The organism is Chryseobacterium sp. 3008163 (genome assembly GCF_003669035.1).
Lineage (GTDB): Bacteria > Bacteroidota > Bacteroidia > Flavobacteriales > Weeksellaceae > Chryseobacterium.
This window is the reverse complement of the sequence record NZ_CP033070.1, coordinates 4,286,695-4,302,078: the sequence shown is the minus strand read 5'-3', so window position 1 is coordinate 4,302,078 and position 15,384 is coordinate 4,286,695. Positions and strand designations below refer to the sequence as shown.

Sequence of the window (15,384 nt, the reverse complement as noted above, 5' to 3'; positions counted from 1 at the left end):
AAATATTATTTTGTTAGATTTGTAACGAAAATCATCTAACATTTTGAAGACAACATTAACCGAAGAAAATTATCTGAAGGCTTTGTTTCATTTAGTTGACAATGAAGGTAAAGTGACGATTAACGAACTCAGCAAATTCCTCAATGTGAAAATGCCGAGCGTTAATAATATGATGAAGAAATTTTCAGAAAAAAATGGGTTATCTACGAAACCTACAAACCACTGAAAGTTACTGAAAAAGGCAGACGTGAAGCTGCATTGGTGGTCAGAAAACACAGACTGACCGAAATGTTTCTGGTTAAAAAAATGAACTTCGGATGGGAAAATGTTCATGAAATTGCCGAACAGCTGGAACACGTTCACTCAAAAATATTTTTTGATAAGATGGATGAAATTTTAGATCATCCCAAATTCGATCCTCACGGAGAACCTATTCCGGATAAAGACGGAAATATTATCTCGATGGATTTACAGAAATTAAGCGACTGCAAAGTTGGCGAAAATGTCATTTTTGCTTCTGTAACCTTATCGGATGATGCTTTTCTGAACTACCTAACCGAAAGAAAACTTCTCCTGAATACTAAAATAAAGATCATTAAAATTGAAGATTTTGATAAATCTGTAACCGTTGAAGTTGACGGAAAGCACGAAGTTTTAAGTAAAAAAGCAACGGAGAAAATTCTGGTTAAAAAATAAACTTTTGACTTTGAGAGTTTCAGCTTATGAAAAATTAATTATTCTGAAGTTGACTGAAACTCTCAAAGTCAAATTATCCTTTTAAAATTTCGGATATTTTTTCAATTTCTTCCATCGTATTAAAATAATGGGGAGAAAGCCGTATCGCTCCAGGCACATTTTTGTTAGTAAAGTCAATCAGTGCAGAATTTTTATAACTTACAGAGAAGAATACATTATTTTCTGTAAGGACTTTCTGAATATTCTCTAAATCATTATCCGCACCACAAAAAGTCACAATACTGCTTAATCGATTTCCCTGATCTAAAACCTTAAAACCTGAATTCTGAAGATTCTCTCTTAGTTTTTCGGATAATTTTCTGTTGTAATTTTCAATATTTTCCAACCCTACATTGTTTGCATATTTTAAAGTTTCAGTGAAGCCTACAACTGAACCGTATGAATGCTCAAAATATTCAAATCTTTTTGCAGTTTTAAATAATTCATAATCATTAAATTCTGACCAATATGCGCCCATTGCATCCAAAAGCAGGGGGCATAATCTTTCTCCAAAACTCGATCTGAAACATATAAAAACCCTGTACCTCTTGGTCCGCGAAGAAATTTCCTTCCGGTTGCCGTAAGAAAATCACAGTTTATTTTTTCAACATCGACGACCATTTGTCCAACAGACTGACACGCATCCACCAAATAAAAAATATCATATTGACGGCAGATTTTGCCCACAGCTTCTACATTTTGAATCAACCCGGAATTAGTAGGAATATGAGTGACAGCAACTAATTTGGGATTATATTTTTTAATTAAATTTTCAAAATCCTCCAGATCTAATTCGTTATCGGGAAGATTTTTCATTCTGAAGATTTGTACATTCAGTTTTTTCTGTAAAGAAATAAATGTAATCTGATTGGAAATATAATCGTCTACCGTGGTAATAATACAATCGCCTTCCTTGAAAATAATACTCGACAAAGCTTTCGCAAAAGCCTCGGTTGCACTCGCTGCAAAGCCAATATTTGAAGGCTTGCAGTTGATTAATTTTGCAGTTTCTTTGTAAAATTGTTCCAGTAAATCAACATTTCTGTTGGCAACTTCGTATCCTCCGAATTGTTCTTCCTGATGAAAGTAATCAACCATCGATTCTACGACGATGCTAGGCATTAATGAAGAACCTGCGCTGTTTAAGAATATTTTGTCAGACAATCCTTTTGTATCTTGTCTTATTTTTTCAATGTTCATTTTAGATAAAATTACAGAATTATTTTTATGAATTTCACTCAACAATTTTACATAAAAAATCCCGAAATATGAATCGCGGGATTAAGTATTTTTAAGTTTAAATTGCTAATCTAAAACACTCCAACCTCTTTTCGGATTGGTGTTTGAAGAAACTTCCTGTTCATTAACAATGATGTTTTCTTTACGCTGACCGATGTAATCAAGTTCGCTCAATTTAGAGAAAATAATTTCAAGACTTCTCAACATCTGCTGAATGTATAATAACGGTTCGCCACAGTTGTGATGATCATAATTGGTTTCTGCAACCGTTGATAATTGGTTGAGTAGAGTGTGAGGCGCAATTTCGCTCCACTCTAAACTGTAATTGAGCATTTCTTCCAATTCTGCAGGTACTAAAACCTGAGTTGCATTGTACATTCTTAAAGCCAGTTTCGCAAAAGATTCGATCAGAAAAACAGGTGCCTGGTAAGGAATTACATTTCTGAACTGGAAATACATATCTCCAAATGTATTTACCAAAACTGTACACAATGATTTTACATTTAAGGCTAATGCTGTATTTTGATTTTTATGGGAAGCTTTCTGAATGATTTTAAATGCGTACTGTTGTAGATTTCCAATTGATTTTGCATAACCATTGTAATAATCAATCAATGCAGGATGACTTTGTACTGAAGTACAAGGTGGAATAAAAGTAGAATTCACCTGAGTAATATTTCCTTTAAAATCAACCTTTCCTACCACCAAATAATTTCCTCCTGAATAACTGCTGTTCAGTGAAGAAACCGGAAGCAATTCGATATGATAATTCGCATGAGCATTCGGATGTCTTGGGGGAATTTCTTCCGGATCAATATCACCAAATGGAACTTTATCAAAAGGATTTACCGAAATAAGAATATAATATTCGCCATCGATGTTATCTTCCTCCATATTCATCGACTTCGCTAGCGATTTTACACTCACTCTCCTGTCTTTAAGTTCAATTCTGTAACCGGCCAATGTAACGGCGCTGCAATGTTTAATAACAAGCTGAACATCGTTGGTTGCCGTATTATGAACATCAAAGATAGTTTTGTCTGTAAATTCGTTCGGAATTGGCAACAATCCGTAGTTATATGTAGTTATGGCCAAAGAATTGGCGTCTCTAATCGTATCTATTAAGAAATTATCCTGATCATTAAGATGTCTCTGGGAAACTTTCATCCCGTCGACCCAGTTGATTGCAAAATGTTTGATTGGCTGTATCATAGTAATACTTTTTTAAAATTTGTGATTATGCTTTTCTTTTTCCTTCTTCCTCATGCTGAATCACCCTTTTACAGATGACCACTTCATTTTCAGAAATACTGTTGGTGTTGATATCCTGATCAAAATCGATGTATTTTCTGAAACTGAAAAAAGATTTTTTGGTGTAAAATATCCAGTAATATGATTCTTTCGCTTCGTCTGACAAGTGAATGATTGATTTCGGATTTTTATGATTGTAATCGTCTACCACACGGAAAAACCAGTCTCCGAAAGTGACTCCTGTCGGTAAAGTTTTAGCTTTAATTCTAAATCGGTTGGCATCTTCAAGATTCTTGCTCAATTCAACATTTAAAACCATTAATCGGTCAAAATCTGCTCCTTCAAAATCCGGTGGTTTCTGATCTGGAGAATATTTCCAGGTTTTATAAATATCAACCGGAATACTGATAAACTGAATGTAGCAGTAGTGAAATACCATAGGTACAAAAAAGATCAAAGCACTGGTCGCAGACATAATCGGATATCCCTGATCTTTACTGATCCAAGTGAAAATGAGTACGAATAAGTAAGCTCCCAAAAGAACACATGTGATCGAAAGTACAGATTCAAATAAAACGCTTAAGCCAAATGACTGAATATGTTTTCTAAAGAATCGATGCATTAAATTAACATGAAAGATTCCTAATAATAAGTAGATCGCCTGCGAAATCAAGTACCAATAAGGATTAAATAAATTCCTTGAGAATCCAAAAAAACCTGGAATTGCCAGGCACAAACTGCATAGCAAAACATAGATGATAATAACCTTAATTTTAATTGCAGGCTGATTTCGTCTGATGGCACCCATGATGCCCATCATAATTACCGCCAATAGTGGCACTAATATAAATCTTAAAAATACACCTTTTACTGATGAAAATTCCATTTAATTCAATTAATAATGATTGTGATTGATGATTGTAAATATAATAAAATATTTTACAGAAAAGTAGAGAAACCTAGCCTGTTAGAATTTCTTTCGTTATCTTCCAGCATAAACGAATATTCTTTCTTTTCGGTGACAAAATTTTCTTCAATATCTACGTGTACCGGTAAACAATAATCGTACAGAGCCTGAAGAACTTTTCTGAAAGAATTCCCTGGAATATACTTTTTCATTTCATCATACGGAATCGGGCCTACATTGACGATCCAATTTCTTTCTCCATCCATATGTTTTCCACTTGGGATGTACGTTACGCCTAATCTTGAGTTCCCCAACAAAATAGAATCGTCTTCTTCCTCAATTCTGTCGATAACATTTGGAGTAAAAGTAATTTCTACAGGAACTCCTAAAAATGAATTCATACAACGCTCGAACCATTTTTTATCGCCTCTTATCTGATGGAAAAAAGGTAAAATATGAATAAAAATATACGCATTCTTTTTATCAAGCATCTTTACAACCGGCCAAAGCTCTGAAAACACCGTCAAAAGTGAATCGGTATCGCTTGCGAGATCAAAATCGTATTCTTTCAGCAAAGCGCCGATTTCTGTGAAGAAAATTTCAAGTTCGAAAGGCATGAAAAATTTTCGTGCATCCTCTTCTACTCGTTTTTGCTTTCGGATTTCATTTACTACACTTTCAACATTTTTTCTTGAAGTGTTAAGTGATGGCGGGTGAAAAAGTCCTTCAGGTAAATAGTCATAAATACCTTCTCTATAGGTTTTTATGCTTAGAACTTCTTCATCAAAACCAAGATATTGACTAGAAATACTTTTGATATCCTTTAAATAAGCCCGGTCGTTACTTCCGATCCTGTCGATAAAAATATTGCTTACTGCCCGATGGTATTTCAGGAGATTGACGGCAACCGCTTCAGCTTTAAAATCTGTCTGCAGTTTGTTATAATGCATATCTACAATGCTATTGTCGTACATACTTTGTGATTCGTGATTTTGGTTGTTAGTGTAAAGATAATATATCTCTCAAATTTGAAAAAATATTCTTTTACAAATGTCTAAATATTTTGTTAATCCAATTTAGTGATAAATTTAGAATTTAATAAGTAAAACAACAGTTTTTTTAATTAAAATAAGACAGATTAAATTTATTTAACAATCAATAAATATCACAAGAAAATATTCCGATTTTACTCTGATTTTGAAAAGTCTATCCTATCTTTGCCATCTAAAATTATTATTAAAAAATGAAAAGTATTTATTCTAAAATGCTGCTTTTATTAATGATCTCCAGCTCAGTATATTCTTTTGCGTGGGGATTGACAGGTCACCGAGTAATTGCAGAGATTGCAGAAAACCACTTATCTGGTAAGGCAAGAAGGGAAATAAGAAAAATGATGGGGCAAGAACGTTTGGCGTATTGGGCAAACTGGCCAGATTTTATCAAGTCTGACACTACAGGAGTGTGGAAGCAGACTTCAGTATGGCATTATGTGAACATTGATCCACAAGCAGATTTCACATCATTTGAAAAAAATCTGAAAGCTCAGTCAGGACCAAGCCTATATTCGCAGATTAAAACGTTATCTTCACAAATCAAAGACGAAAAAACTTCTGAAAAAGACAGAAAAATTGCTTTGATTTTCCTTATTCATATGATGGGAGATTTAGCACAGCCAATGCATACAGGAAGATCTGAAGATTTGGGAGGAAATAAAATTAACGTTACTTATTTTGGAGATAAAACAAATCTACACTCAGTTTGGGATGGAAAGTTGGTTGATTCACAAAAATATAGCTATACAGAATATGCAAAGCTTTTGGATATTAAAACGAAAGATGAAGTAAAGCAAATTCAATCAGGAACATTAGAAAACTGGTTATACGATTCTCATCAGATTGCCAATAAAATCTATGCACAAACTCCGAATGACTCAAAATTGAGTTACGATTATCAATACAAATTCAACGATACCATGGAAAGACAGCTTCTTTACGGAGGCTTGAGACTGGCTAAAGTATTGAATGATCTTTTTTAAGTGTCAATAATGAATGAGTGAATTTTAAAAATCAATTTTTAATTCGTTATCAATTATATAAAGTGAGACTTCGGTTTCACTTTTTTTGTTCCGTCAGTTCGAGTGTTTTTCGGAGTGAAACGTAGAAAAATGTATCGAGAACCCATGAACTTCTAACAAATTCAGTCATTGATCAAAAACTTCTCGATACGCTTTTTTGAAAGCTACTCGAAGTGACGTAACTGAAAATACTTGGCTAAAAAGTAACACATCATTTCTCATTTATAAAAACATGAGCCATAATTTACAACTAAAAATCCAGCATTATTTTAATTAAATAAAAAATAATTAAAACATGTGTAACCTTTTGATCGTTTCAAACGTATAATATACAGTAACTCTATTTTTGAGAATAACGATAAATGAGACAATTAAAAATAACCAAGCAGGTTACCAACAGGGAAACCGCTTCACTAGACAAGTATTTGCAGGAAATTGGTAAAGTAGAATTGATTACCGCAGACGAAGAGGTAGATTTGGCACAAAAAATCCGCGCCGGCGATAGAGTCGCATTGGAAAAATTGATTAAAGCCAACCTTCGTTTCGTAGTTTCAGTATCAAAACAGTACCAAAACCAGGGTCTTTCTCTTCCCGATTTAATCAACGAAGGGAATTTAGGATTGATGAAAGCTGCAAAAAGATATGATGAAACAAGAGGTTTTAAATTTATCTCTTACGCCGTATGGTGGATTCGTCAGTCGATTTTACAGGCTTTGGCTGAGCAGTCGAGAATTGTAAGATTACCGCTGAACAAAATTGGTTCGATAAACAAAATCAATAAAGCATACGCTCACCTTGAACAAGAAAACGAAAGACCACCTTCTCCGGAAGAATTGGCTGAAGTTCTTGACATGAGTGAAGAAGACATCAAAGAATCAATGAAAAACTCCGGAAGACACCTGTCGATGGATGCTCCATTGGTAGAAGGTGAAGATTCTAACTTGTATGACGTATTGCGTTCCGGAGAATCTCCAAGCCCGGATAAAGATTTGATGCTTGAATCTCTTCAGATTGAAATTGAAAGAGCATTGAACACGTTGACTCCTAGAGAGGCTGATTTGGTAAGATTATATTTCGGACTGAACGGTAAGCATCCAATGACTTTGGAAGAAATCGGTGAAACTTTTGACCTTACAAGAGAAAGAGTTCGTCAGATCAAAGAAAAAGCAATCAAAAGACTGAAACACAATACCAGAAGTAAGATTTTGAAGTCTTATTTAGGTAAATAATTTTTAGTTTAAATAATTATTAAGCGGAGTTTGAATTTTTCAAGCTCCGCTTTTTTTATATTTGAATATGGAAATTTATTTAATTTTTGGAATAATAATTTTTATCATTTTCGCAGGAAAATTAGTATCTCACTATCATAACAAGAATAAAGAGAAAAGATTTTTGGAATCTTTATCAGGAAAAAAAATTGTCAAACTAAGTGATATTGACACCGATATTGATGTATCAAGTAGTAAATCCGTTTACAATTACCAGATTAATAAATCAACAATTATTCTTTTGGATAACCACATTTTTCTACTTACTAGAAGTAAAATTTTCAATATAGCTCAACCTATCTTACAAATTAGTAAAATTGGAAATAATGAAAATTTTCCGTGTGTTTGGGAAGAAATTAATTACATTTCAAAGCAACAAGTAGACTATAAAATTAGAATAAAAGGTTTTTCGAAAAGAGGACTAGCAAAGATCGATTATAGAATTATATTAGATTTCACTAATACAAAATTTGATTTAACTTATTTTAAATTTCAATAATTTTAAATGAATCACATCTCAATCATCGGAGCCGGAATTGGCGGTTTGACTTTAGGAAATATTCTGAAGCAACAAAATTTAGACTTTACCATTTACGAATCTGCACCGGAAATAAAACCTGTCGGAGCAGGAATTATGATGGCCGTTAATGCAATGCAGATTTTGAGAAATTAGGATTAAAAGAAGAAATTGAAAACGCTGGAAACAAAATTCATGGAATTTTTATTACGGATGAAAAACTGAAAACCATTTCAACAACGAATGTTCTGGCTTTGGAAAAGAAATTTAATTCTTGTAATGTTGCCATTCACCGAGCAGATTTACAGAATATTTTAGCTTCAAATATCGGCTTTGAAAATTTACAGCTGCATCACAGTTTACAAAAGATTGAGAAGAATGAAAATTATCATTTAAACTTTGAAAACGGAAATGAAATCGAAAGCAAAATCGTTTTTGGAGCAGATGGAATTCATTCTAAAGTCCGTAATCAAATTCTAGAAACCGGAACCATCAGAAATTCCAAACAAAAATGTTGGCGCGGACTAACCAATTTTAATCTTCCTGAAAAATATCTTCATCATGCTTTAGAAATATGGGGAAAGGGAAAACGCTTTGGTTTTGTGAAGCTTTCTGAAAATAAAGTGTATTGGTACGCTTTAATCAACGAAAACAATTTCACAGCAAATACTGATTTAACTAAAACTTTCAGAGATTTTGATCCGTTAGTTTTACAGATTTTGGAAGCAACAAAACCAGAAAATATTATTTTAAATGATATTATTGACCTCGCTCCTATTCCAAAATGGTTTGCTAAAAACCTTTGTCTAATTGGTGATGCAGCTCATGCAACAACTCCGAATATGGGGCAAGGTGCGTGTCAGTCGATTGAAGATGCTTATGTGCTTGGAAAATTATTAGAAAATAACAAAAATTTCAATTCAGTTTTTGAAGAATTTCAAAATACCAGAAGAAAAAAGTTGATTATATCGTTAACACCAGCTGGAAAATCGGGCAGATTTCTCAGTGGGAAAAAGGAAATACTTTAAGAAACTTCGTGATGAGATTAATTCCTGAAAGTACTAATCAAAAATGATTGAGAAAATTCTACAACTGGAAATATGATTTTTCAATTCTCTGGCTGCCAATTCTTTTCCTTCTAAAATATTTAGGAAATTTAAAACAAGTAAATAAAAAAGGCTGCTTAACAATTAAAGCAGCCTTTGTATTTAATAGGTCAGCGTAATTCCGCCACCCCAGCCCATTTCATTGTCATAATTTCCGGAAACGGATAACCATTTTTGTAGAATATACCGTATTCCCGAGGTAAATTCTCCATCAGAATTGATACTGAAATTCCCTCTCAATCTTCTGGAAATCGGAATATCTTCCCGGCTTAATTCCAATAATACTTTCCCATTGTGATCAACACTTGCATCTGCCGTGATCAGCATCGGCAAAATATATTGGGCTCCAATAATGAATACAGTCTTATTTTTCGAAGCTTTTTGTTGTCCGAACCAGGTTTTCTTTCCATTAAAATCTTCTCCCATTTCTTCAGCCATCTGTCGCTCCATGATTTCATGACTTTTTTGAATCCTCAAACCTGCATAAGGAATCGCCCATTGAAATTTTCCTAAAAACTGACCGACTTTAAAGTTTCCGTCAAAATGATCAAACTCCCAATTCGAATGAAATTCATTCAGATTTGCCCATCTCGGTCCGAACATTGTCATCGTTTCTGCATGCATTTTATTGCTGTGAAGATCGACCATGGCCATCGAACTTATCATTCTGTTATCTTTTAAAAAGCTTTTCCAGGCTAGCTTTCTGTTGGGCAGCTGCGGATTAGGTTTTGAGTCTTCGTAACTGAAAATCCTTCCCATTCCCGCCATCATGTGATACAGAATATGGCAGTGAAAAAACCAGTCGCCATCTTGATTGGCTGCAAATTCAATCGTATTGGTTTCCATCGGCATAATATCTACAACATTTTTTAGGGGTGAATATTCTCCTTTTGAATTGATCAGCCTAAAATCGTGACCGTGTAAATGCATCGGATGCCGCATCATCGAGTTATTGTACAAAGTAATTCGCAAAACCTCTCCTTTTTTCACTAAAATCTTATCGGTCTCTGTAACCGTTTTATTATCTAAAGTCCACAGATAATGATTCATATTTCCTTCCAGCGTAAATTTCATTTCACGAACATTTTCTGTAGGAAGAATTGTTTTTTCGGGAGATTTTAAAATATTATACGATAATCTTTTGATCGATTTTTCCTCCATATCCATTCCTGAGTGATTAGAATGATCTGCTTCTTTTTCTGATTTTTTTTCTTTAATCCCCATCATTTCATTCATGTGCTTCATCGTCATTTTTCGCTGACTTTCAGAAAGTTCAGGATACATCACTTCATTCATGTCCATCATCTGATTTCCCATGACCATGTTCATCGGTTTCATATTTCCGCTCATCTTCATCATGCCGTTCATCATTTTCATCCCCTCGAAAAGCTTTAATCTCGGTAAATTGGGAACTTCAATTTTCTCACCTGAACCTAACCATAAAGAAGCGTGACCAATTCTGTCTTCTGACGTCGCACGAAATTCAAAACTTTTGTTTTCTGGAATGGTGACTTCAATATCATACGTTTCCGAAACGCCTACAATCAGACGATCTACTTCTACAGGGACGACATCATTTCCGTCATTTCCTACTACTTTTATTTTTCCGCCACCGAAATTTAGCCAGAAATAAGTAGAAGATCCTCCATTGGCGACTCTCAAACGTACTTTGTCACCCGCTTTTAGATTTGAATATTCAGAACTTGGAAGTCCGTTGATCAGAAATTTATCGTAATAGACATCGCTTACATCCATTGCTTCCATCCTCTTCCATTCATTCAGGGCTTTTGTTCCGAAGTTTCCGGATTTTATCGCTTCCCAGTAACTCTGGACTGCATTTTTTTTAATTGCATACCAATCGGTATTCGCCATATGAAGCCTTCGTGCAATCTGCATCGGATCTTCGTCACTCCATTCACCTAAAAGCACCGGAATTTCTTTTGTGTATTCCGTTTTAGGCTCGCCTTCTCTTTTATTGAAAACCAGAATTCCATTCATCCCGATTTGCTCCTGCAAACCCTCGTGTGAATGATACCAATACGTTCCGTTCTGCGAAACTCTGAATTTATACAAATGAGTTTCTCCGGGCTCCACAGGTTTTGTTGTCAGGTAAGGAACTCCGTCGTGCTCATTCGGTAAAATCACGCCATGCCAATGGAAACCTGTATTTTCCTTCAGCATATTATGAAGATAAATCTCTGCAGTATCTCCTTCTGTGAAATATAAAGTCGGAGCCTGTAATTTTCCATTTACGGCGATTGCTCTGCGGTTTTCTCCAGTGAAATTGACAATCGTATCTTTTACATATAAATCATAGCGAACTGTTTTTCCGCCAAAAGATATTTTTCCATTTTCGGAATTTCTTTTTAAAACAGATTTCTCAGGTTTAGGTTCAGGCTCAAATTGAGCATTATTTTCAACTTCTCCTAAATCCATTCCGCATTTTGGACATTTCCCAAGTTTGTCGGAAACGACTTCAGGATGCATCGGACAAGTGTAGCTTATTTTAGACTGAGATTGAGACTGAGGTTTAGTTTGAGTGTTTGAATCTAAAATCGGTTTAGCACTTAGAGTTTTATTAATCTCATTAGATTTCTTACCACTGCTTACTTTTTTAACTTCAACTTTTCTCGCAATCTCAGGCTTATTCTTAGCCTTGATTTTTATTTCTGATTTTACTGTTGCTTTCGGTATATTTTTTACTGATGGTTTTTCTGTAACCTTAGGTTTTATGACGACGGTTTTCATCATCAAAGTCATTCCGCATTTAGGACAGTCACCGGGTTTTGATGCAATGACATCTTTATCCATCGGACACGTAAAATATGTCTTAACGGATTGTGAAAAACTGAAAACAGAGAACAAAAGCATCAGAAACATTATTATTTTTTTCATAATATTTCAAAATTCTTTATAGCTGAATATTAATCTAACCTATTAAAGTAGATTTTAATTAAATATATTCAACTGATTATTTTACAAATAAATACAATATTTATTTAATCTCTGATTTTACAGAACCACAAGAAAGCATAGAGCTGCCGTAATAAGGATTGATGATTTTTTTCTCGTTGCTCAGCCAGCTTCCGTCTGCCATCGGACAAAACTGAATGAAAATCGGACTTTCTGAAACTTTAAACTGCTTCGCCAAAGCAATCATGTTGTCTGAAAGATTAAAGAAACTCTCTCTTTGAGCCGCAATGTCTTTAGCATTTGAAATCGCTGTTGCATCTTTCTTCAGAGTACTCACATTCCCTTCAGAAAGAACTTTGTAATCGATAGCTGAAGCAGTTTTAATAAACTCTGTTGCAGCTTGAGAAGTTTTGTCGGCATTATCTGAAGCCAACGCATTTTTGATGGTAATATAGTTTAGGTAAAGCTTTGTTACCTGAGTGTCAGATTTTAGCTGAGCTGAGACAGATACGATTGCAAATAAAGAAAATAGGGCTGTAATGATATATTTTTTCATTGTTTTAAGATTTTAGATTGAATAATAATTTGAAAATCGCATGATGCGACAAAGTATGTCGTTCATTATGATATGAATATCAAACGACTAACAAATTTTAAATTCTAAAATTACAATGATGAATAAAGATCGGAACCGGCCGGTTTTCCGGTGGTGCATTGATCTGAATTTGAGTGAATTTTGTAGCTAAAAATGATTGGTCTGTAAAGAAAAACTGATGATTTTGAATTTCTGAAACAGTTTGCAGAAATTCAATTTTCAAGAAATCTGATTTTTGAGAATCTTCAACTTTCACCAATTTTATTTCGGTTTTGCAGCAGTCTCTCTTTTCTTTCGTTCCGCATTTGCTACAGGTATCATCAGATTTTTGAGTCACTGAAACCAATTCTTTCATACAATAATGCATGCTAAAAACTGCTCCGGAAGAAAAACCGAAGTAGAAAATAGAAAATAGTATGGCAAGAATCTTTTCATAAGCTGAAACAAAGGTAAAAATATCCGTTGAATGATTGTTACAAAATTAAGGGGTATTGTTATAAAATTAAGGATAAAAAAAACTCCTGAAAATTTCAGGAGTCATTGTATATTTTTGATAAAATTTAAGTTTTTATTTAATCTTAAACTCAAGCTTGACATTAAAGAACCTTCCCGTCAAACGTACTGGAACTGGGTACATCAAATTCGTATTCGCATCAGTTATCCATTGGTTAGAAACTGTGTTGTTAATATTAAATGCATTAAAGACCTGAACTCCTAATGTTAATTCATCAAAATTACTCAAGAAACCATAAGTCTGTTTTTTTCTTTAGCATCTACAAATGCATAAGAAAGACCTAAATCCACTCTCTTGTAAGAAGGCAAAGTTTTCTGATACTGATAAGGATCTGTGAAAACCGGCGCTCCGTTTGGTAATCCCATTGCATAGGTTAACGTAAGATTCACACGCATTTGCGGAAATCTTGGCATATAATCCTGATAAAACATTGCAAATCTGAAACGTTGATCGGTCGGTCTTGGAATATCTCCTCTTCCGTCAATATTTTCATAAATCCTAGCATAACTCGCAGACAACCAAGAATCTACTCCTGGAACAAATTCACCAAACAATCTGGTATCAAGCCCATAGGCATAACCTGACGCATTGTTTTTACCGGAATAACGGATTCTTACATTATCCATATAATACGGAATAAGGTTATCCATTTTCTTGTAGTATGCTTCTGTCGTTAATTTAAACGGACGGTTGTCGAACTCAAATTCAAAATCATTGGCAACGATTGCCTGAATCGAACGTTGAGATTTTATATTCGCATTAAAATTTCCATTTAAATCTTTAATTTCTTTATAGAAAGGTGCCTGGTAATAAATACCTCCCGAAACCCTGAACAACATATCTGTATTCCAATCAGGCTTTATGGCAAACTGTGCTCTTGGTGAGAATATGGTTTCATCATTAAAACTCCAATGTGCAACTCTCGCCCCAGCGTTTACAAAAACTTTGCTCGAACCCCAGTAGAACTTCTGCGAATACTGTCCATACGCTGACATTCTAGTCGGTTCGATATGATTATTACCCTGAATGCTGTAAAATAGATCTAAGTCTGAAGCATCGGGAAATCTCGGATCATCCGGAGGTCTTGGCATACTGTATCCAGATGAATCTACTAATTTATACTCATTGGTTAAATCACGAAGATTTTCTTTTTCATATTTAAAACCAAATTCAATATCTGTATTTACATTCGGTGAAAAACGAGTTCTGAACTGCGTTCCGTAAGTTCTTACAAACAAATCATTACGAGCATGTTCAATCTGTCCGCCTATATCGTAAGATGTAATCGGATTCCCTGTAATCGGGTCAAAAGTCTGTAAAATATAACTCGAAGCGATTGTATAATATTCTTTTTCTCTGTTTTGATAAGCAAAACTGTCTAAAGTAAATCTCCATTTGTCAGACGGTTTATAGTTCATAGAGAACGTTCCCATCATGTTTTTGTACTGATCGTTTTCTTTACCGTTGTAAAAAACAGAAAGATTAATTGGCCTCTGCAAAGAACCAAAGTCTACACTTCGCTCTTTGGGAAACATTTCATAGTCGTTCTTTGAATAATATCCGATGAATGACATGGTAAATTTATCACTCACATGATAATTAAGATAGGTCTGAAAATCGTAGTATACCGGGTTAAAATCAGTATCTTCATTCAAAGTATTCAGTACCAAATTGGTATTTCTATATCTTCCTGAAAATAAAGCTGTTAATTTTTTATTTTTTGAAGCTAAACCAGTTGTTAATCTTCCACCAATTAAACTTGCTTCTCCTGAAATTTCAAATTTTTCAGGCTCACGGTAATAAATATTTAATGCTGAAGACATCTTATCACCATATCTTGGCTCAAAACCGCCGGCAGAAAAATTCACTGTAGAAACCATATCAGGATTGATGATGCTTAAACCTTCCTGCTGAGAATTTCTTATCAAGAAAGGTCTGTAGATCTCAATATCATTAATGTAAATAAGGTTTTCGTCGTAGTTTCCACCACGCACCATGTATTGCGAAGACAGTTCTGTGTTGGAGTTTACAGAAGGTAACGTTTTAATAATTCCTTCGATCCCTCCGGAAATGCTTGCCACATTCTGAGCATCTTTTGCAGATATTTTTACAGTGGTAAGGTCATTCGTGCTTCCTGTTACTTTTTTCTGGAAAACGACTTCCTCAATATTTGTTGTTCTTGTTGTATCTCTCTTTTTGGTTTGGGAGAATACTAACATCGGAACCATGAGGCTCAGTGGTAAAACTAGTTTTTTCAAAAGAAAT

13 protein-coding genes and 2 pseudogenes are annotated in these 15,384 nt (G+C 34.3%); 6 read left to right on the top strand and 9 right to left on the bottom strand.

Translation table 11 applies throughout. The features are described 5' to 3' along the window. Nucleotides 1-43 precede the first annotated feature (43 nt). Nucleotides 44-696, top strand: a pseudogene (locus tag EAG08_RS19910) (metal-dependent transcriptional regulator). A gap of 73 nt (nt 697-769) precedes the next feature. On the opposite strand, the gene EAG08_RS22790 reads toward EAG08_RS19910, so the two are convergent. The 5 genes from EAG08_RS22790 to EAG08_RS19890 all read right to left on the bottom strand — a co-directional run bounded on the left by EAG08_RS22790 (nt 770) and on the right by EAG08_RS19890 (nt 5,106). Further along, nucleotides 770-1,213 carry an aminotransferase class V-fold PLP-dependent enzyme gene (locus tag EAG08_RS22790; protein WP_262696763.1) on the bottom strand — a complete coding sequence of 148 codons (444 nt, stop codon included), beginning with the start codon at nt 1,211-1,213 and terminating at the stop codon, nt 770-772. Then, nucleotides 1,120-1,935, bottom strand: coding sequence for an aminotransferase class V-fold PLP-dependent enzyme (locus EAG08_RS19905; RefSeq protein ID WP_262696762.1), 816 nt, complete (start codon nt 1,933-1,935; stop codon nt 1,120-1,122). Before EAG08_RS19905 ends, EAG08_RS22790 begins: the two co-directional genes overlap by 94 nt. 105 nt (nt 1,936-2,040) lie before the next feature. Further along, on the bottom strand, nt 2,041-3,186 hold the full coding sequence (locus tag EAG08_RS19900) for a hypothetical protein (RefSeq protein ID WP_129536965.1): 1,146 nt from the start codon (nt 3,184-3,186) through the stop codon (nt 2,041-2,043). 25 nt (nt 3,187-3,211) lie between these two features. Continuing rightward, entirely contained in the window at nt 3,212-4,111 is a 900-nt protein-coding gene (locus EAG08_RS19895) for a TssN family type VI secretion system protein (protein ID WP_129536964.1), read from the bottom strand. Nucleotides 4,112-4,164: 53 nt separating this feature from the next. Further along, nucleotides 4,165-5,106: a type VI secretion system baseplate subunit TssG gene (locus EAG08_RS19890; RefSeq protein ID WP_129536963.1), complete on the bottom strand. Its 942-nt coding sequence runs from the start codon at nt 5,104-5,106 to the stop codon at nt 4,165-4,167. A gap of 269 nt (nt 5,107-5,375) precedes the next feature. Here EAG08_RS19890 and EAG08_RS19885 point away from each other — a divergent pair, with 269 nt between their 5' ends. The 5 genes from EAG08_RS19885 to EAG08_RS19870 all read left to right on the top strand — a co-directional run bounded on the left by EAG08_RS19885 (nt 5,376) and on the right by EAG08_RS19870 (nt 9,019). Beyond that, nucleotides 5,376-6,167: a S1/P1 nuclease gene (locus tag EAG08_RS19885; protein WP_129536962.1), complete on the top strand. Its 792-nt coding sequence runs from the start codon at nt 5,376-5,378 to the stop codon at nt 6,165-6,167. 401 nt (nt 6,168-6,568) lie between these two features. Then, nucleotides 6,569-7,435, top strand: coding sequence for an RNA polymerase sigma factor RpoD/SigA (locus tag EAG08_RS19880; RefSeq protein ID WP_034757900.1), 867 nt, complete (start codon nt 6,569-6,571; stop codon nt 7,433-7,435). Between the two features lie 67 nt (nt 7,436-7,502). After that, the gene (locus EAG08_RS19875; RefSeq protein ID WP_129536961.1) at nt 7,503-7,973 is read left to right on the top strand and encodes a hypothetical protein; all 471 of its coding nucleotides are present in this window, start codon (nt 7,503-7,505) and stop codon (nt 7,971-7,973) included. 6 nt (nt 7,974-7,979) lie between these two features. Continuing rightward, the gene (locus EAG08_RS22435; protein WP_228446665.1) at nt 7,980-8,147 is read left to right on the top strand and encodes an NAD(P)-binding protein; all 168 of its coding nucleotides are present in this window, start codon (nt 7,980-7,982) and stop codon (nt 8,145-8,147) included. A gap of 14 nt (nt 8,148-8,161) precedes the next feature. Beyond that, nucleotides 8,162-9,019, top strand: a complete 858-nt coding sequence (locus tag EAG08_RS19870; protein ID WP_228446891.1) for an FAD-dependent monooxygenase — start codon at nt 8,162-8,164, stop codon at nt 9,017-9,019. Nucleotides 9,020-9,199: 180 nt separating this feature from the next. Here the strand turns inward: EAG08_RS19870 and EAG08_RS19865 are convergent, their stop codons facing one another. The 4 genes and pseudogenes from EAG08_RS19865 to EAG08_RS19850 form a co-directional block, all read right to left on the bottom strand. Beyond that, nucleotides 9,200-11,992 carry a multicopper oxidase domain-containing protein gene (locus EAG08_RS19865; RefSeq protein ID WP_228446664.1) on the bottom strand — a complete coding sequence of 931 codons (2,793 nt, stop codon included), beginning with the start codon at nt 11,990-11,992 and terminating at the stop codon, nt 9,200-9,202. Nucleotides 11,993-12,092: 100 nt separating this feature from the next. Continuing rightward, nucleotides 12,093-12,566 (bottom strand): DUF3347 domain-containing protein, encoded by a 474-nt coding sequence (locus tag EAG08_RS19860; RefSeq protein ID WP_129536960.1) that lies wholly within the window; start codon nt 12,564-12,566, stop codon nt 12,093-12,095. 97 nt (nt 12,567-12,663) lie between these two features. Then, complete coding sequence (locus tag EAG08_RS19855; RefSeq protein WP_129536959.1) at nt 12,664-13,062, bottom strand: HYC_CC_PP family protein; 399 nt, start codon at nt 13,060-13,062, stop codon at nt 12,664-12,666. Nucleotides 13,063-13,173: 111 nt separating this feature from the next. Further along, nucleotides 13,174-15,377 (bottom strand): annotated as a pseudogene (locus EAG08_RS19850) (TonB-dependent receptor plug domain-containing protein). Nucleotides 15,378-15,384: the final 7 nt, after the last annotated feature.